This window comes from Leucogemmata humicola (genome assembly GCF_055379415.1).
Map to the genome: position 1 here is coordinate 3,647,466 of NZ_AP040875.1, position 17,959 is coordinate 3,665,424.

The following is a 17,959-nucleotide window of genomic DNA, read 5'->3' on the forward strand; positions in this document are numbered from 1 at the left end:
CGTAGGTCCCGCTATCCCTCGAGGTGAGCCTCGGGTCAAACAGGCGGACGAATTAGCTTTCCCGAGTGCCGCAAGAAACGTCGTCCACTCGTCCGCGCGTGTTTACGCGTTACGTGGCGATCGGTGATAGCTCGACCGAAGGACTCGACGATCCTGATGGACGCGGCGGGTACCGTGGCTGGGCAAACCGACTCGCTGCGCGCGTCGCCTCGGCGCAATCATCTCCCCTGCTCTACGCGAATCTCGCGATTCGCGGCCGTAACACGCGGCAAATCTGCGACGAGCAACTCGAGCCCGCGCTCGCGATGCGCCCGGATCTCGTGACGCTCTTCACCGGCGTGAATGATGTGACATCGCGCCGCTTCGACGCCGATGCAGTGGGTCGCGATGCCGAGCACATGCAGCGCACACTCACTGAGCACGGCGCAACGGTCATCGGGTTCACGCTACCCGATCTCTCGCTCGTCATGCCGATCACTCGGCTGTTCTCCGGACGCGTGCGCGCGCTGAATGATGCGCTCCGTCGTGCAGCGGCATCGAGCGGAGCGATTCTCGTCGACGTCGCAAAGCATTCCATCGGATCAGATCCGCGGCTCTGGAGCGTCGATCGTCTCCACGCCAACTCGCTCGGACATGAGCGAATTGCGGCTGCGCTTGCGTGGGGGCTTGGTCTCCCTGGTACGGATGATTCCTGGTCGCACCCGCTGCCGACGCCATGGTCGCGATCGTGGGTCGCGAGCATAGTCGCCGAGTTCCGGTGGCAGCGCGACTACTTCCTGCCGTGGCTTTGGCGACACGCGCGCGGGCGCTCGTCAGGCGACAATCGCGGACCCAAGCTGCCCGGCCTCACGAAAGTCGAGGTCTGAGGTCTGCGTCGGTCAGAGCCGGCACCTTCGGGCGGGTCACCGCGAGGTCATTTCGACTTCGCGGTGGTCTGAGAATGGCCGGCGGGATCAGCCAGCAATCTTCGCGTAGCGCAGCGTGATGGTTCCGAACGCACCGGCGCTGTTGTAATAGCCCGTGACTTGGACCTTGTACACCGCCGAGCCGCGCTTGACCAAGTAAACGTCATAGGTGGGATACACTTGGTGCGACGTGGCGTCATAGCGGTAGGGCGCGGATGCGAGGAATGCCCCGCCCGCTCCATCGCTCGTGAATGCCGTCGACGGAATTCCGGTCGCACCGACGGGAATCGCAGTGATTGCGGCGTACGACGTGTAGAATGTCGACGGCACGAGCAACACCGCACCAACGTTCCCCGTTCCGCTCGCTCCACCGTTGACCGTGATCGTGTAACCCTGCAACGCAACGTCCCACGCCGCCGATGACGACGTGGACGTCGCTCCGGTTGTGAGGTTCACGTAGACTTTGCCGCCGCTGGTGAGATCGACCGTCGCCTGTTGATTTGCGGCCAACGCGCCGGTTGCCGACGGCTGAACCGCCCATTCGATCGTCACGGGACCCGCGTTCGACTGGCCGGGTGCCGACAGCGTCTTCACGTGGAATTTTGCGTACGCGCCACTCGTCGACGCGAGTCGAACGCCCCACACATTCGCACTCGGCGTCACGGCGTGCGTGGTTGCGTTGTAGTCGTACCAATTGCTGATCGCCTGGGAAGATGCGTCGAGCTGAAACGACGACTCGCCGGGAATAGTTGCAGCGGTTACTGCTCCGAACGCATCGGTACCCGATGTCGACGTGAGCGCTTCGACTTGTGCGAGCGTCAGCTTCGAGTTGGTGCAGAGACAGTATGCGGTAACTCCGCCCGGACCGCTCGCACCGCCGTTCACCGCAACTCCGGGCTCCGGCGTGAATGCGAGATCCCATGCCGTCGACGACGTCGGATCACCCACCGTGACGACCGATGCGGTCGCGCCAAGCGTGAAGTAGGCGGTGGCCGAAGAGGTGTTCAGCTGAATCGACGTATACGCGGCGCCTGGATCCGTCGGGCTGTCGGTGCTGCTCGAGCACGCAGCGGCGATGGACAGCAGAACGGGTGAAGCGAAGGCGAGGACGGTTTTGCGCTTGTTCATTTTAGCGTTATCGAATTGAAGGAACGGCTGGGCTTGGACGGCAACGTAGCCGTAATGCCGAGTATTTCAATCGGGATTATTCACGCGCTGGGCGAGGATCCGCCCGGCCCGCGCGCGACCTTGCTCGCTTGCTCGGACTCACGTATGATTGCCTCGCACTACTCGATGAGATGTTCGCGGGGCCGGCTGTCGTAGCCGGCTTCAAACACGGGGAAAGTCCGGTGAAAATCCGGCGCTGTCGCGCAACGGTAAGGCACTTCTGCCAAGCCCGAATGCCCACCCGCGAGCCAATTGTCGTGACGACGTCCTTCGCGTGAAGGGGCGTGGTCGCCGCGCGTGGCCTCCGGTTCCCTAGAACCGTCTCGAGGCCTTCGGTGCCCAGCGTTCCTTCGGCGGATCATAGGGTCACGACGCCGGAGGACATATGGAAACTGTGATATCGGCGGACGACCCGACCCGCGCACCCAACGCTCCTTCCTCAGCCCTTGCTCGCGTTGTCAAACGCGACGGCCGGACCGTCTCGTACGACCGATCGCGCATTGCCCACGCCATCGAGATGGCGTTCCGCGCGGAAGCGAAAGTTCCCTACCCCGATGCGTTCGACACGCGCTACTTCGACGACATCGAGCGTGTGACTGACGCCGTCGAGCTCGTCCTCGCGACGCATCCACACGAAACCGCGCTCGCGATCGAGACCATCCAAGATGAAGTCGAGCGCGCACTGATGGACGGCGGCCACTACGCCGTCGCGCGCCGCTACATCCTCTATCGCGAAGCGCGCGCTGAGCGACGTCGTGGTCCCCGACTTCGCATTCGCGAGTTGGACGGACGCGAGTCGTTCCTCGAAGGCTCAGTCCTGCGAGGACTCATCGCCGAGGCGGCGTATGGTCTCACGCCAGCAGTCGATCCTGTCGTCGTCGCAGACGAAGCGCTCGCCTCTTCGTACCACGGCGTTACACGCACCGAAGTCGGCACATCAGCCATTCTGGCCGCACGTGCGCGTATCGAACAGGCGCCCGAATACGCGACACTCGCCGCGCGGCTGCTTCTGGGAAATCTCTACGGCGAAGTAATGGGCCGCTCGGTGACCTATGGCGAAATGCGCACGCTGTATCGAACGCAATTCGCAGTGTACCTCACGCACGGCATCACCGTCGGCCGCCTCGACGAACGGCTCGCATCGTACGACCTGGCACGGATCGCGTCGACGATCGACGCCACTCGCGACTTTGCCTTTGAATTCATCGGCGCGCAAACGCTGTACGACCGCTATCTCCTCCAGCACGACGGTCGCCACTACGAGCTGCCTCAGTGGTTCTGGATGCGCGTCGCCATGGGGCTCGCACTCGGCGAACAGGAATCGGAGCGCACCGACCGCGCAATCGAGTTCTATCGTGTACTATCGAGTTTCGCGTTCTGCAGTTCAACGCCGACATTGTTCAATGCCGGTACGCGTCATCCACAGCTGTCGTCCTGCTTCCTCACATCGGTGCAGGACGACCTCGGCGACATCTTCAAGGCGATCCGCGACAACGCACTGCTATCGAAATGGAGCGGCGGGCTCGGCAACGATTGGACGAACGTCCGCGCGCTCGGAAGTTTGATTCACGGCACCGGCGGCCCGAGTCAGGGCGTGATTCCATTCCTCAAGGTCGCGAACGACACCGCGATTGCGGTCAATCAAGGCGGCAAACGACAGGGCGCGACGTGCGCATACCTCGAGACGTGGCATCTCGATATCGAGGAGTTCGTCGAGCTGCGCAAGAACACGGGCGACGATCGCAGGCGCACGCACGACATGCACCTCGCGCACTGGATCCCCGATCTATTCATGGAGCGCGTGCGAGACAACGCGCACTGGACGCTGTTCAGCCCGAGCGACGCGCCCGATTTGCACGACTCCTACGGTGCAGCCTTCCGCGATAAATACAGAGCATATGAAGCTCAGGCGGAAGCGGGCGAGCTACCGTCGTCGAAGCGTGTCGAAGCTCTGACGCTTTGGCGCAAAATGCTCGCAATGGTCTTCGAGACGGGCCATCCGTGGCTCACGTGGAAGGATCCGTCCAACGTCCGCAGTCCGCAGGACCATGCCGGCGTCGTCCACAGCTCCAACCTGTGCACAGAGATTCTACTGAACACGAGCCGCGACGAAGTTGCCGTCTGCAACCTCGGCTCGATCAACCTTGCCGCGCATGTCTCCGCGGCGGGAATCGATCGCGAGCGACTGGCCGCGACGGTCAAGACCGCAGTGCGAATGCTCGACAATGTCATCGACATCAATCTCTATCCGGTCGATGAAGCACGGAACGCGAACCTTCGGCATCGTCCGGTTGGACTCGGTGTCATGGGCTTTCAGGACGCGTTGTACACGTTGGATGTAGGCTATGCGTCGGATGCCGCCGCCGATTTTGCGGACGAGAGCATGGAGTTGATCTCGTATCATGCCATTCTCGGGTCCTCGGAGCTTGCGCGAGAGCGCGGACAATATCCGAGCTACGCCGGTTCAAAGTGGAGCCGTGGGATGATGCCGCTCGACACGCTAGCGCTGCTGGAGCACGAGCGTGGGCGCGCGATTCCGATATCGCGCCAGTCCGTTCTCGATTGGACCCCGGTGCGCGAGTCCGTGCGTGCCCACGGCATGCGCAACAGCAACGTGATGGCCATCGCACCAACCGCGACCATCGCCAACATTTGCGGCGTTTCCGCCTCGATCGATCCGACGTACAAGAATCTCTACGTGAAGTCGAACCTGTCCGGCGAATTCACGATGGTGAACAGCGCGCTGGTCGCCGACCTACGACGACTCGGGCTCTGGGATCGCGAGATGGTCGAGGATCTCAAGTATCACGACGGCGCACTCGAAGACATCGCGCGCATTCCGGCGTCGCTCAAGGAGAAGTACCTCACCGCATTCGAGATCGAGGCCGAATGGTTGATCGAGTGCGCCGCGCGCCGTCAGAAGTGGATCGACATGGGACAGTCGCTGAATCTCTACATGGATACCGCGAGCGGCCGTCGCTTGAGCGACATGTACATGCTGGCGTGGGAAAAGGGTCTGAAGACGACCTACTACCTGCGTACGCTCGGCGCCGGCGGTGTCGAGCAATCCACTGTCGACATCAACCGTCACGGCATTCAACCGCGCTGGATGCGCTCGCGTAGCGCGTCGTCCAACATTCGTCTCGATCGCGCGAACGACTCTGTGGCGACCCAACCCGAATCGGCACCGCTCCCGCGCGCTGCCTGCGACCTCGACGGAAACTGTGAGGCCTGCCAATGAACGCGCCCATCGTAGAAAAACGACTCATCAACGCCCGAGCCGTCGACGTCAACCAACTCATGCCCCTCAAGTACGATTGGGCGTGGGAGCACTACCTCAACGGCTGTCGCAACCATTGGCAGCCGCAAGAGGTCCCGATGGCACGCGACATCGCGCTCTGGAAAGGTGACGCACTCTCGGCTGACGAACGCCGTGTCATCCTCCGCAACCTTGGATTCTTCTCGACCGCGGAAAGTCTCGTCGCGAACAATCTCATTCTCGCGATCTTCAAGCACATCACCAATCCTGAATGCCGGCAGTATCTCCTTCGCCAGGCATTCGAGGAGGCGATTCACACGCACGCGTTCCACTACATCGTGGAGAGCCTTGGGCTCGACGGCGCAGATGTCTTTCGCATGCACAAGAACGTGAACAGCATCGCGGAGAAGGATGCGCTGGAAATGGAGCTCACCGAGGCCGTGCTGCAGCCCGACTTCAGTACGGCCACAACGAAAGGCGCGACGCAGTTCTTGGAGAACCTCATCGGCTACTACGTCGTGATGGAGGGAATTTTCTTCTATTCCGGGTTCGCCATGATGCTGTCATTCCAGCGGCAGAATCGCATGACCGGCGTTGGTCAGCAGTTTCAGTACATCCTGCGGGACGAGTCCACGCATCTCAACTTCGGCATCGATCTGATCAACGGGCTGGTCGCCGAGAACCCCGAGTTGTGGACGCCGGCGGTGAAGGAAAAAACGTCGGAGCGCATCGCGCGAGCCGTCAAGCTGGAGATCGCCTACGCCGAGGACTGTTTGCCGCGCGGTGTGCTCGGTCTCAACGCCGGACTGTTTCGCGATTACGTGCAACACATCGCGGATCGGCGCTTGGAGCGGATTGGTCTCCCGACGCGATACGGCTCGCCGAATCCATTCCCGTGGATGAGTGAAGCGATCGATCTCAGGAAGGAGAAGAACTTTTTCGAGACGCGCGTGACCGAATACCAGTCATCCGCCGCGCTGACCTGGGACTAGGGATCGGCGACTCGGCGGCACGAGCCGCGACGCAGCGCTAGGTTTCATTGCAGTCCGCTGCGCCGCGGCCGTCCGCGCGGCCCGTCTCTCGCGCTGAATTGCCGTCATGCCGTCCCTACGCAAACGAACCAGCGACAGTCCGCTGCATCTCCCGACGTCCGCAGAGGCGCTCCGCCTCGCCGGACGGGTTGTCCGACTGCGCTGCCCGCACTGCGGTAAAGCCCCCGTGATGAAGTGGACGGGCGCGGTGCATCGCCGGTGCCTCGAATGCAATTTCCGATTCGAGCGGACCGACGAGAACTACTTCTCAGGCGCGATGTTCTTCGGTCTACTGATGGGCGAGTTCTTGTTCGCGATCGTTCTGCTGATCACGATCGTCTCGATGTGGCCGAACGTGCCCTGGGACACCATGACGTGGGCGATTCCAGTCGGCGTCCTGCTGGTGATGGTGTTCTTGATCCCGATCTCGCGTACCGTATGGCTTGCCGTGGATATCTTCGTTCGGCCAGTGCAGCCGAACGAACTGATTGGCTAGCGATCGCGCGGCTAGCGGCTGTACTTGTGCATCAGCTCAACAAGTTCGTCGTACATCGCCTCCGCCTTGGCAGGACTCGAGTGAATCGCCGCCGTTGCACAGTGCTTGAGGTGATTCCGCATCAGCTCGCGGCCCACTGCGCGCAGTGCCTCGTGCACTGAAGCGATCTGCGTCAGGATGTCGGCACAGTAGCGGTCCTCTTCGACCATCTTGTGAAGTCCGCGTACCTGCCCTTCGATGCGACGCAGGCGTTTGAGATTTCTCTCGCGCGCATCCGCATCGACCCCGTGCGCCTTGCGTTCGTTGCCAGCGTCGTGCATCGCGTTCTTGGCCGTTCGCGCCATCGGTCCGTCTCCCGTTGCGATTGTGCTACTGAATGTGAGTCGCGTCCGCGCCCGTCATGAGGGCGTGAATCGACGCAGTCTCAAGCTGTTTGCGACGACGCTGACTGAGCTGAACGCCATCGCGGCGCTCGCGAGAATGGGACTCAAGAGGAGTCCGAACGCCGGATAGAGAATGCCGGCGGCGATCGGAATACCGATCACGTTGTAGATGAACGCCCAAAACAGATTCTGCTTCATTGTTCGCATCGTCCGTCTCGACAGTGCGATGGCCTGCGTGACACCAGCGAGGTCACCACGCATCAGCGCGACATCCGCTGCCTCCACGGCGACGTCCGTTCCAGTGGCGATGGCGAATCCCACGTCACTTCTAGCGATCGCCGCACCGTCGTTGATCCCGTCGCCCACCATCGCCACAACACGCCCCTGCTCCTGCAGCCGCGCGATCTCGGCCACCTTACCATCCGGCAATACACCGGCGACCACACGATCGACGCCCGCGTGGCGAGCGACGGCATCCGCGGTGCGCTGGTTGTCGCCGGTGAGCATCACGACGTCGAGCCCCATCGCGCGTAGCCGCTCGATGGCCTTCCGAGAACTCGTCTTGATCGGATCAGTGACCGCAATGACAGCAGCGAGTTCTCCATCGATCGCCACGTACATCGGCGTCTTGCCGTCCGTCGCCAACCTTTCGGCGACTGGCGACAGCACCTCGACGGCTACGCCTTGCTCCGTCATCAATACGCCGTTGCCCACAGCTACGACATGCCCATCCACGACGCCGACGGCGCCGCGCCCAGTCAACGACTCGAAGCTTTCAGATTGCGACAGAGCCAACCCGCCGTCGACAGCATGGCGAACGATCGCGCTGGCGAGCGGATGCTCGCTCGACCGCTCGAGCGACGCAGCCAACGTGAGCGTTTCTGCATTCGACCGGCTGACGTTCGGCGCAAGCACGACGTCCGTCACAGCGGGCTTTCCCTCGGTGATCGTTCCCGTCTTGTCGAGAACGACGGTGTTCACGTCGGCGGCGCGCTGCAGCGCCTCACCGCCCTTGATCAAGATGCCGAACTCCGCACCCTTGCCGGTCGACACCATCACAGCAGTTGGGACAGCAAGCCCCATCGCACACGGACACGCGATGATCAGCACAGCAACGGCGGCGGCGAACGCCCGAACGGCGGCAGCGCCGGGCACGGCGCCGTTCGCGTGCACCAGCACGAACCAAGTTACGAACGTGGCGATCGCAATGGAGATCACCACCGGCACGAACACGGCGCTCACGCGGTCGGCCAGTTTCTGAATGGGCGCGCGCGACCCCTGCGCGTCGCGCATCAGCGTCACGATCTGTCCGAGGACGCTGTCGGCGCCGAGTGTCGTCGCGCGAAAGCGAAGCGCGCCCGTACCGTTGATCGTCGCGCCAATCACGCGACTACCAACCTGCTTCTCGACCGGCAACGACTCTCCGGTGAGCATCGATTCGTCGACGGCGCTTTTGCCCGATATGATCTCGCCATCGACCGGCACGCGCTCGCCCGGGCGCACGATGACGATGTCGCCGGTGCGAACCTCCTCGATCGGTATGTCGAGCTCCCGATCGTCACGGACCACCCGTGCCGTTTTCGGTTGTAACTGCGCCAACGCCCGCAACGCCGTGGACGTCTGTCGTTTCGCTCGCGCCTCAAACGTGTTCCCCGTGAGGATGAGCGCGATAATGATCACGACGGCTTCGTAGTACACGTCAGGTTGGACGCCGTGTTGCAGGAAGAAGCCCGGCATCACCGTGGCAATCACCGAGTACACGAACGCCGCGCCCGTCCCAACCGCGATGAGCGTATTCATATCGGCGGAGTGGTGTCGGAACGATATCCACGCGCGGGTATAGAACGACCGGCCCGCCCACGCCACCACGCCCAGGGTGAGCACGAGCAAACCGAAGGTGAGGGCGGAGCGCGGAAGCGCGTAGAGTTCCGGGAGCATCGTACGCAGCGCAGGCGACAGCGATCCCATCGCCCAACGCATGAACGGATCGGCCACGGCGCCATGCTCCATTTGCTGCGCACCGCTGCTGGTTCCCATCAGCGGCATCGACACTACCATCGCGATGAGGCCGACGATACCGCTGACGACGGCTTTCCGGCGCAGCTCGACAAATTCATCGTGCTGGGCACTGTCACGTGCCTCCTGTTCTTCGAACGCCGTCCGGTCCGCACTCGGCAACTCCGCCCCGTATCCTGTGGAACGGATCGTCTCGACGAGCGCCTTTGGCGACGTCGTCGCTGGGTCGTAGCCGACGGTCGCGCTGCCCATCATGAGATTCACCGACGCGTCGACGACGCCCGGCGTCTTGGAGAGCGTTCGCTGGATGCGCGCCTGGCACGCGGCGCACGTCATCCCAGTAACTGGAATGACAATCTTGTCATTGGGTCGAGGTGTCACGTCTGTTCACTCATTCGGCGATGAGCCAGCCGTGGAGCATTCCCATGCCGCAGGTGAACTCGTACGTGCCCGACTTCGGCGGCGTGAGCTCGATGGTCGTTTGCTGGTGCGCGGGAAGAAACTTCCTCAAACCGAAGTCGGGGAAGACAACTTCCTCGGAGCAGCCCGACGTCTCCTGCCGATCGAAGCGAAGGCGAACCGACGTGCCCGCCTTCACGCGAATCGTTGCGGGTTCATAACCGCCGCGGACGACGACAGTCACTTCCTGTTGCCCTGAATTTCCGACGGTCGCCTGAGCGGCTGGGCGTCGAGCGAAAAAGAAGTACCAATTGACCCAGACAGTGGCGCCGAGTCCGGCGGCGATCGCCCAAGCATCGGTGCTGTCGAGACTGATCATGCGAGGCTCCGCGTATACCCGTACCCGGTATAAGCTAGTGATACCCCCACACGGTATACAAGAGACTAGCCGCGTCCCCAGTTCAGCAGCGCTCGAGCGACAGCCTGGCTCGGCCGGTCATATCTCCACCTGCGCCCCGAGCTCCACAATTCGATTGGGAGGCAAGCGGAAGAACGCCGTGGCCGGACGCGCGTTGCGCATCATGATGCCGAACAGATGCTCGCGCCACTTCGCCATTCCTGGCTTTGGCGACGAAATGATCGTTTCTCGTCCGAGAAAGTAGGTCGTTTCCGCTTCGCGAAACTCCAGCCCTTGGCCAGCAGCCGATTCCAAGACCGCGGGAACGTCCGGGTGCTGCATGAAGCCGTAGCGCGCGACAACACGCCAGAAGCCTTCCGCGAGTTGAGTGACCGTCACGCGCTCGTCGGCGGAGACGAACGGCATGTCCTCCGTCGATACATTGAGGAAAATCACACGTTCGTGGATCACACGGTTGTGTTTGAGATTGTGCAGTAGCGCCGGCGGCACTCCCTCCATCACCGAATGCATATAGACGGCTGTGCCAGGCACGCGGACGGCGGTCCCGTCGCGCACCGACGCAAGCAACGGAGCGATAGCCGAGTCGGAACCGGAGCGCGACTCGGCATTGAGACGCAACAGTGTGCGCCCGCGTTCCCATGTGTCGAGAACGATGAATACGAGCAAGCCAATCACGAGCGGAATCCATCCCCCAGCGCGAATCTTCAACAGGTTAGCGCCAAGGAATGACAAGTCGATGACGAGGAAGCCACCGGCGACGAGAATGACCCGCGCAACGCTCCACTTCCACCGCGTTCGCGCGACAGCGACGAACAAGAGCGTCGTGATCGCCATAGTCCCGGACACCGCGAGGCCGTAGGCGGCGGCGAGGCGCGTCGACGAACGAAAGCCGAGGACAAGCGCGATGCACGCCGACATCAACACCCAGTTGAGCGCAGGCAGATAGATCTGGCCGATCTCGCGCGACGACGTATGCACGACTCGCAGGCGCGGACTCAGCCCGAGGTGCACTGCTTGGCTCGTGAGAGTGAACACCGCAGTGATCAGCCCCTGCGACGCGATCACCGTCGCCACCGTCGCCAGGCCAACCAGCGGATACAGCGACCAGCTCGGCGCCGACAGAAAGAATGGATTTTCGGCCGCTCCGGGGCTGATGAGCAGCACGGCGCCCTGCCCGAGGTAGCTGAGCACCAAGCATGGAAACGCGAGGGCAAACCACGCGACGCGAATAGGCCGCCGTCCGAAGTGACCCATGTCCGCATAGAGCGCTTCACCGCCAGTCACACACAGCACGACGGCGCCAAGCACGGGAAATCCACGCCATCCGTGGCGCACAAAATATTCGATGGCGTGGCGTGGATCGAACGCCATCAGCACGCGTGGCGCGCGAATGATTCCCCAAACACCAATCGTCGCAATGACGACGAACCACACGGCGAGCACGGGGCCAAAGACTCGCCCAATTCGCCCCGATCCAAACGGCTGGACGCAGAACAGCAGAATGAGAACAACGACGGTGAGCGGTACGACGTACGGCTGCAGCTCGGACGCCGCAACTGCGAGGCCCTCGACCGCACTCAGCACCGAGATCGCCGGCGTAATGACACCGTCTCCGTAGAGGAGCGCGGCGCCTGCGATACCGAGAGCGAGAACGAGCGTCACAATCCGCGGTCGTCGCATCCCGCCGCGCTCGTCGCGCGTGGCGACGACGGACGTCGCGCCGGTGAGTGCGAGCAGAGCGAAGATGCCGCCCTCGCCGCGGTTGTCCGCGCGCATCACGAGCACCAGGTATTTGCCGCTCACGACGATGATGAGCGACCAGACGAACAGCGAGAGGATACCGAGGATATTGTCGTGCGTCGGCGCGACGGGGTGCGAGCCCACGAACGTATCGTGGAGCGCGTAGAGGGGACTCGTCCCCAGGTCGCCGAACACAACGCCCAATGCCGCAAGCGACGCCGCGCCGAGGCCGTCGAAGTTCGCCTCTCGGCTCGAAGAGATCACGTGACGTAAACTCCGCGTCTGCCGTTCGCCGAGGTGGCGCCGAGATCGCTGGCCATGGGACGGCCGATCGCAATTCCGTCACCACCCCTTGGCTTGGGCTGTTGTGAGGGCTCGCCAGCCAGCGACGGCGTGCAACCGGTGCGCGGAGAATGGATTAGTTTATGTCCCTGGAATTCGGGAGGGCTGGCAGAATGGCTATTGCACCAGTCTTGAAAACTGGCGTCCGCAAGGACTTGGGGGTTCGAATCCCTCGCCCTCCGTTGAAGTTACGAGACCGGTCGAGCAGCACGCTCCCGGCTTGGACCACTCCGTGGACCACGAGCCGCCCGGAAATTTGGGCGCTGTCCTCCTCCCGCATAGCACCGGCATAACGTCCCCGAAGACACGTCGCGGCGCGAGCCGGCGACGGTCGACCGCGGTCGCTCTCGATGCGACCGTCGGTCACGGATGTCTCGCCCTGTCCGAGCTGGTCACGACGGGCGATTCGCCCGAGGTGGCAGAGAGCGACGATGAACAAAGCGCGGCGCGTCGGGAAGATGCGTGGCGTGTGCTCGTCGCGATCTGTGCGCTGCCGATCGTGAGCACGCAGCAATGGCGAATCGTCGCCATCAAGCTCGAACTGCTCGGCGAAGGAAACGAGCCGACCCACCATGCCACGGCGAGGCGGATGGGCCTCAGCGAGCGGACTGGTCCCTCGCTTGTGTCGACGCAGTGGGTCCGCCTGATCCGGAAGCTGCGGAGATTCCGCACGCTTGGCGGCCTTCCCGAACTCGACGCCTTCATCGCGTCGGCCTGATGCGTGTTTACCCCCGCGCCATTGGTAGGAGGCTCATCGTGAGGCTCAGCGCAGCGAGGGTTACGCGTGGCGGTCAAGGCACCCAAGAAGTCGACAAAGAAGTCCCCACGACGTCGCGCGGTGCCTCAGCCGCACGGTGGCGCGCTCGTTCCCGGCGCTGGTCGCGGTCCCGCGCGTGGCGCTGAGAATGCCGGGCGTCCGAAAGAGCGACTGCGCGCCGCGATGCGCACGGCCCTGTCGACTCGACTCTCGATCGCTGAGGAGATCGCCGACGACGCAACGGCGACTGCTGCCGACCGCATTCGCGCGCTCGAATTCATGGCGAAATACGGGCTCGGTGCACGCAACACCACGCAGAGGCTCGAGCATTCCGGCAAAGATGGCGCACCGCTTGGTGCGCAGGTGTGGATCGTCGGCGGCAGGGAGATCCACTTCTAGTGCCGACACCGACGGGACCAACGCTGCGATTCACCAGCGTGCAAGACGAACTCGCCCGAGTCGTGTTCGATGGACGGTATCGGTTCATCGGGTTCGGCGGCGCGATTCGTGGAACGAAGACGTGGGGCGGCCTCGGCTTGCTCGTCACGCTCTGCCGAATCTTCCCGCGCTCTCGCTGGGGCGTCGTGCGAAAAGATCTGCCGACGTTGCGACGAAACACGGTGCCGAGCTTTAACAAGCTCCGACAGACGTGCGACGGCTTCGTTGGCGAGATCAACATGAGCACATGGACCGCCACGTGTGCCAACGGATCCGAAATCATCTTCTTCCCGGAGTCAGCGCAGGAAGACCCGGAGTTACTGCGGTGGCGCGGTCTCGAGGTGAATGGCTTTCTGCTCGAGGAAGCGGACGAGCTCCAGGAGGCCAGCTATGTCAAAGCGATCGAACGCGCCGGCGCGTGGATCGTGCCGAATGGCGAACAGCCGCCGCCGTACATCATCTGCACGTTCAATCCGACCCCGGGCTGGCCCAAGCGCGTCTTCTACGAGCCGTGGAAGAACGGCACGATCGCGGCGCCCTATGCGTTCATCCCGGCGACGATGGCGGACAATCCGTTCGTCTCGGACGAGTATCGCCAGTCGTTGAAGTCGATGCCGGAGCAAGAATACAAACGCTTCGTTGAAGGCGATTGGGATGTTCTCACGGGCCGCTACTACGGCGAACTCGATGCGCGCGTGCACATCAAGTCCCGCACGACGCTGCCTGATCCGATTCCGCCTTGGTGGGAAACGTGGGGTTCGTACGACTGGGGCTACGCACACTGGATGACGTTCGGTCTGTGGGTGAAGGACGCGAACGGGACGCCGCACCTCATCGATACGCTCTGGCTACGTCGGCACCAAGACCCGGCCCAGGCGAAGGAGATAATTCGCTTCGCCAGCGATCGCCATCTACCGCAAGCCCTCAACGCGGTGTACGCAGGCCGCGACGCGTTCAACAAAGTGACCGCGCACGGTGCGTCGGGCCTGTCCACCGCGGATGTGTTTCTTCTCCACGGCATTCGCCTCGAGCGCGCTGATGATGACAAGGTGAACGGTGGTCGCGCGGTGCGTCGCGCATTGCATATCACCGAGGTTCCGACGGACGAACTCGACGAGTCGGACAACCCAGTCATCCGACGAGAGGCGGGCGTTTATCTCATTCAGACGGAAGGCAATCTGCGCGTCTTCGATCAGCTCGCGGAGATCATGCCAGATGAGAATGATGTTAACAAACCGGCGAAGGTCGACTGCGACGCCGAAGGTCGCGGTGGTGACGATGGCGCGGACGTGTTCCGCAACGGGTTGAGTACGCAGATCCCCGAGGCCGCTGAACCACTGCCCGTCTATCAGCCGACCAATGTCACGGATGGCAAAGGACCGCCAGCGCCGTGGGAGCTCGCGGACCTTCGAGTTCGGATGCCGGACGACGACGGAGTCATCGATCGACGCGAGTACACGTATCGCCCCGGCTTCGATTCATCGCACCAACAATTTGGCGAATGGTGATGAGGACCCTATGAACTTCTCGCAAGCGCTGCAACAGCGCCTCCAAAATCAGGCGTCGCGATCACAGGCGCTCATCTCGCATATCAAACAGCAGTCAGGCGGCAACCCCGCGGCGATCCCCGGTGTGCTGTCCCGAATCGCACCCGCACTCAACGCGCATGCGGCCGCTGGGAACTCCCTCGGGCAGATCATGTCGCAGGCGGGCCCGTCGCTCGCGAATCATGGCATGGAGTCGCAGACGTTCGGCAACGTCCTGTCGTCGCTCGGCGTTTCCCCCTCCGCCGTGCAGAAGAACGCTCAAGGGAACGGCGGCGCACGCTCGAGCATGTTTGGCGCGCTGTCGCCGGTGCCGAGTTGGATGAACGCCGATCCGAGTGCGATGGCATCATCGGGCGGGACGAGCGGAGCGCTCGCGAAACTTCTCGCCGCGCACGACGGCAACGCGGGAACCGCTACCGACGCACTCGGGGCCCACCGGATCGATGTCGCCAATGCGTCGCCTGTGGCAGCCAGCGCCGGTGGCGATGTCGATCACGGGCACCCGGTGTTGAACGCGCTCCAGTCGTCGGGGAACCAGGGACAGTTTCTCGCCGGGCTCCTCGGACAGGTTGGCGCGGGTGGCGCATTGCCGCCGGGGGCAGTGTCGTCACTCGCGAGCGCAATGAACGATCACGGCGACGCGTCGAACGCGTTCACGAAACTGCTCCAGTCACATGCGGCGGGCGCATCGCCGAGTAACGGGCTCACGATGAGTCCGGCGTCCTCGGCAGCGACGACGCAGTTCGCGAATCAGCTGATTAACGGTCCCGCGAGTCCCGCGGGCCTACCGAACGCGCCGCTGACGATGGCGCCAGCGGCGACCGATGCCAACGCGTCGTTCCGCGATCAGCTGATCGGACAACTCACGAACGCGAATCCGAGCGCGAGTGCATCCCCGGCGCCGGCGCCCACGAATACGAGTTTCATCAACTCGATGATGAATGGATCGCCCGCACCTCAGGTTCCGACGGCCATCATGCAGCCCGGTGGCGGTATCGCGAATGACGAACAGCGTGATGCCATCAAGCAACTGCAGGCCGCGTCGACGCGGCCGCCCACAGGGCTCGTGAGTCCCGGTGGTGGGGTGTCGAACAGCGCGCAGATCCAGCAGTTCATCGCGCAGCAGCGGGGCGCCGCACAGCCGCCGCAGACGCGGACCATGCAGGCCGGTGGCGGGTTCGCCCCGACGCAGCCCGTTGCGGCGCCTGCGCCCGCGCCATCCAGTTACGGCTCGTATGTCAGCCAACTCGCGACCGCCCCATCCGCACAGGGCGGCGCACCGTCCTCTCAGCCGCAGGCGATGCCCGCCCCGACGTCGAGCGGTTACGGATCCTTCGCGAGTCAGATGCAAACGCCGAAGGCACCCGATTCATCGCCACCGGCAAGCAACTACGCGTCAACGCCAGCACCCCGTGCCGCGGCATCCTCACCCTCGCCGTCGCAGTACTCGTCCGCGCCACGCCCTGCCGCGCAGAGCCAGTACGCATCAGGCGGAGGAGCGCCGACACCCGGCAACGAAGATGAGGAGAGCATCCGGAAGCGGTACGCGCAATGAGTACGCAGATCCGAATCTCGTTGCCACGGTGGACGCAGGAACACCTCGCCGCCATTCACCAGCGGCGCATCGAACTGCGCGACGAGATGAACGCGCTCTTCGACCGTGAGATGAGCATTGTCCAGACGACGATCGCCACGCGCGTTGATCCACGCGACGTCGACACGTGGGGGTACGAGCGTACTGCGACCGAGATCGTCCTGACCGAGCCGACGGCGGAGCTTCCACCGCCCTTGAAGGTCGCGACGGCGGCGGTCGAAGCGATCCCGATGCCTGCATCGGGCCTCCGATTCATTCAAGGCGACAACTAGAGACTTCGATGAGCACACCATTCGACGCGTTACTGGCAGGCCTCGCTCGCGGCGCAACATCGCTGGGGAATGACATCGGTCAACGAGACGTGTTGGCCGAACAGCGCGCGCGGCAGGACGCCGAGATCAAACGCCAGGACGCACAACGCCAGTTGGAGAATTTCCTCCAAGTCCACCGCATGGGCGGTACGATCCTCCCAGCTGGAGCCGATCCGACGCAGGCGCTCCAATCGGTTACGCTCGCGAACAATCTCCGCTCAGGACTGACTAGCGAGGGGACCGGTCCATCAGCGATTCCCAATAGCGCGCTCGGCATTCCGGACGAGACTACGCCCGACGCGTTCGGCACGCCATCCGTGTCACAGGTGGGCGGCCAAAACATTCTGTTCGATCCGAGCAAGGCGCCGGAGGCTCTCCAGGAACGCCGGCAGACGTTGAGTGAGATCGCGCGAGATCGTCGCGCCCGAGAAAGCCAAACTGCCGTCGCAGACCGGTTGCAGACGCGGCTGAACTATCGCACACAGCAAGCCGCGACACAGGCCCAGCAGAATTACAACACGCTCAAGTCGATCGCACCGGATGATCCGCTGGTCCAAGACGATTTCGATCCAGACGATCCGGACATGCCGGACTATGCGAAGGCGATCGCGTTCCGAACCCGACAGATGCTTCAGCGTCCACGCGTCGGGAGCGGCGGCGTCGATCCAACGCTCAACCACAGTATCAACAACGTGCGCGCGCAGATCGCGCAGACACAGACGCAGCTCACGGCGGCGCGAAAGCAGGCTGCGTCTGCCGACGATCGACTCGCCGGGCCGCTGGCGCGCTTGGCCGGGCAACGCGCAGCCGGCGACGTCACGCGATTGCAGCAACGGCTCGACTCCCTGACCACCGTGCAGGACCGCCTCAACGCACAGCAGCAAGGCCGCGGAGCGAGCCCCGCGCCGGCATCGCTGACGGAGCTCGAGCAGTCGCGGAAGCGCGGCGGTGCCCCGCCCTATACGCTCTCACCGAGTACGGCAAAGCAGATGCAGGACGAGTTCGATGCCGCGTCAAACGATCTGCAGGCGGTGCTGTCGTCGCAGGCACCGGAGCCAGTGAAGCAGCAAGCACGGGCGCTCTACCAGCAGCATCAGCGCGAAATTGCCACCCGGTACGGCGCCGTGACGCCGGGCTCGGACGACGATGAGTAAAT

General features: G+C 63.3%; 15 protein-coding genes, 1 tRNA gene and 1 riboswitch. Of the genes, 11 read left to right on the forward strand and 5 right to left on the reverse strand.

Going from position 1 to position 17,959, the window contains the following annotated elements; genetic code table 11:
• The first annotated feature begins 65 nt into the window (after window positions 1-65).
• Window positions 66-866, forward strand: a complete 801-nt coding sequence (locus AC6H4Z_RS15445) for an SGNH/GDSL hydrolase family protein (RefSeq protein ID WP_497542853.1) — start codon at window positions 66-68, stop codon at window positions 864-866.
• Window positions 867-953: 87 nt separating this feature from the next.
• On the opposite strand, the gene AC6H4Z_RS15450 is transcribed toward AC6H4Z_RS15445, so the two are convergent.
• On the reverse strand, window positions 954-2,033 hold the full coding sequence (locus AC6H4Z_RS15450; protein WP_497542854.1) for an HmuY family protein: 1,080 nt from the start codon (window positions 2,031-2,033) through the stop codon (window positions 954-956).
• Window positions 2,034-2,194: 161 nt separating this feature from the next.
• A riboswitch (cobalamin riboswitch) is annotated at window positions 2,195-2,331 on the forward strand.
• 126 nt (window positions 2,332-2,457) lie between these two features.
• On the opposite strand from AC6H4Z_RS15450, the gene AC6H4Z_RS15455 reads away from it, so the two are divergent.
• The 3 genes from AC6H4Z_RS15455 (at window position 2,458) to AC6H4Z_RS15465 (ending at window position 6,858) form a co-directional block, all read left to right on the forward strand.
• A complete protein-coding gene (locus tag AC6H4Z_RS15455) occupies window positions 2,458-5,313 on the forward strand; it encodes a ribonucleoside-diphosphate reductase subunit alpha (RefSeq protein ID WP_497542855.1) in 2,856 nt (951 codons plus the stop codon).
• Window positions 5,310-6,323 (forward strand): ribonucleotide-diphosphate reductase subunit beta, encoded by a 1,014-nt coding sequence (locus AC6H4Z_RS15460; RefSeq protein ID WP_497542856.1) that lies wholly within the window; start codon window positions 5,310-5,312, stop codon window positions 6,321-6,323. Before AC6H4Z_RS15455 ends, AC6H4Z_RS15460 begins: the two co-directional genes overlap by 4 nt.
• 106 nt (window positions 6,324-6,429) lie before the next feature.
• Complete coding sequence (locus tag AC6H4Z_RS15465; protein ID WP_497542857.1) at window positions 6,430-6,858, forward strand: DUF983 domain-containing protein; 429 nt, start codon at window positions 6,430-6,432, stop codon at window positions 6,856-6,858.
• A gap of 11 nt (window positions 6,859-6,869) precedes the next feature.
• Here the strand turns inward: AC6H4Z_RS15465 and AC6H4Z_RS15470 are convergent, their stop codons facing one another.
• The 4 genes from AC6H4Z_RS15470 to AC6H4Z_RS15485 all read right to left on the reverse strand — a co-directional run bounded on the left by AC6H4Z_RS15470 (window position 6,870) and on the right by AC6H4Z_RS15485 (window position 12,078).
• Entirely contained in the window at window positions 6,870-7,202 is a 333-nt protein-coding gene (locus AC6H4Z_RS15470) for a metal-sensitive transcriptional regulator (protein WP_497542858.1), read from the reverse strand.
• Between the two features lie 54 nt (window positions 7,203-7,256).
• The gene (locus tag AC6H4Z_RS15475; protein ID WP_497542859.1) at window positions 7,257-9,638 is read right to left on the reverse strand and encodes a heavy metal translocating P-type ATPase; all 2,382 of its coding nucleotides are present in this window, start codon (window positions 9,636-9,638) and stop codon (window positions 7,257-7,259) included.
• 10 nt (window positions 9,639-9,648) lie between these two features.
• Window positions 9,649-10,035 (reverse strand): cupredoxin domain-containing protein, encoded by a 387-nt coding sequence (locus tag AC6H4Z_RS15480; RefSeq protein ID WP_497542860.1) that lies wholly within the window; start codon window positions 10,033-10,035, stop codon window positions 9,649-9,651.
• 117 nt (window positions 10,036-10,152) lie between these two features.
• On the reverse strand, window positions 10,153-12,078 hold the full coding sequence (locus AC6H4Z_RS15485; RefSeq protein WP_497542861.1) for a potassium transporter Kup: 1,926 nt from the start codon (window positions 12,076-12,078) through the stop codon (window positions 10,153-10,155).
• A 177-nt stretch (window positions 12,079-12,255) separates the two neighbouring features.
• On the opposite strand from AC6H4Z_RS15485, the gene AC6H4Z_RS15490 reads away from it, so the two are divergent.
• The 7 genes from AC6H4Z_RS15490 to AC6H4Z_RS15520 all read left to right on the forward strand — a co-directional run bounded on the left by AC6H4Z_RS15490 (window position 12,256) and on the right by AC6H4Z_RS15520 (window position 17,957).
• Window positions 12,256-12,338 (forward strand) — tRNA-Ser (locus tag AC6H4Z_RS15490).
• 50 nt (window positions 12,339-12,388) lie between these two features.
• Window positions 12,389-12,874 carry a hypothetical protein gene (locus AC6H4Z_RS15495; protein ID WP_497542862.1) on the forward strand — a complete coding sequence of 162 codons (486 nt, stop codon included), beginning with the start codon at window positions 12,389-12,391 and terminating at the stop codon, window positions 12,872-12,874.
• A gap of 66 nt (window positions 12,875-12,940) precedes the next feature.
• Entirely contained in the window at window positions 12,941-13,312 is a 372-nt protein-coding gene (locus AC6H4Z_RS15500; RefSeq protein WP_497542863.1) for a hypothetical protein, read from the forward strand.
• The gene (locus AC6H4Z_RS15505; RefSeq protein WP_497542864.1) at window positions 13,312-14,859 is read left to right on the forward strand and encodes a phage terminase large subunit; all 1,548 of its coding nucleotides are present in this window, start codon (window positions 13,312-13,314) and stop codon (window positions 14,857-14,859) included. The genes AC6H4Z_RS15500 and AC6H4Z_RS15505 overlap by 1 nt, the downstream gene beginning before the upstream one ends.
• A gap of 10 nt (window positions 14,860-14,869) precedes the next feature.
• Window positions 14,870-16,453 (forward strand): hypothetical protein, encoded by a 1,584-nt coding sequence (locus AC6H4Z_RS15510; protein WP_497542865.1) that lies wholly within the window; start codon window positions 14,870-14,872, stop codon window positions 16,451-16,453.
• Complete coding sequence (locus AC6H4Z_RS15515) at window positions 16,450-16,764, forward strand: hypothetical protein (protein WP_497542866.1); 315 nt, start codon at window positions 16,450-16,452, stop codon at window positions 16,762-16,764. Before AC6H4Z_RS15510 ends, AC6H4Z_RS15515 begins: the two co-directional genes overlap by 4 nt.
• A gap of 8 nt (window positions 16,765-16,772) precedes the next feature.
• Window positions 16,773-17,957, forward strand: coding sequence for a hypothetical protein (locus AC6H4Z_RS15520; protein WP_497542867.1), 1,185 nt, complete (start codon window positions 16,773-16,775; stop codon window positions 17,955-17,957).
• Window positions 17,958-17,959 lie beyond the last annotated feature (2 nt).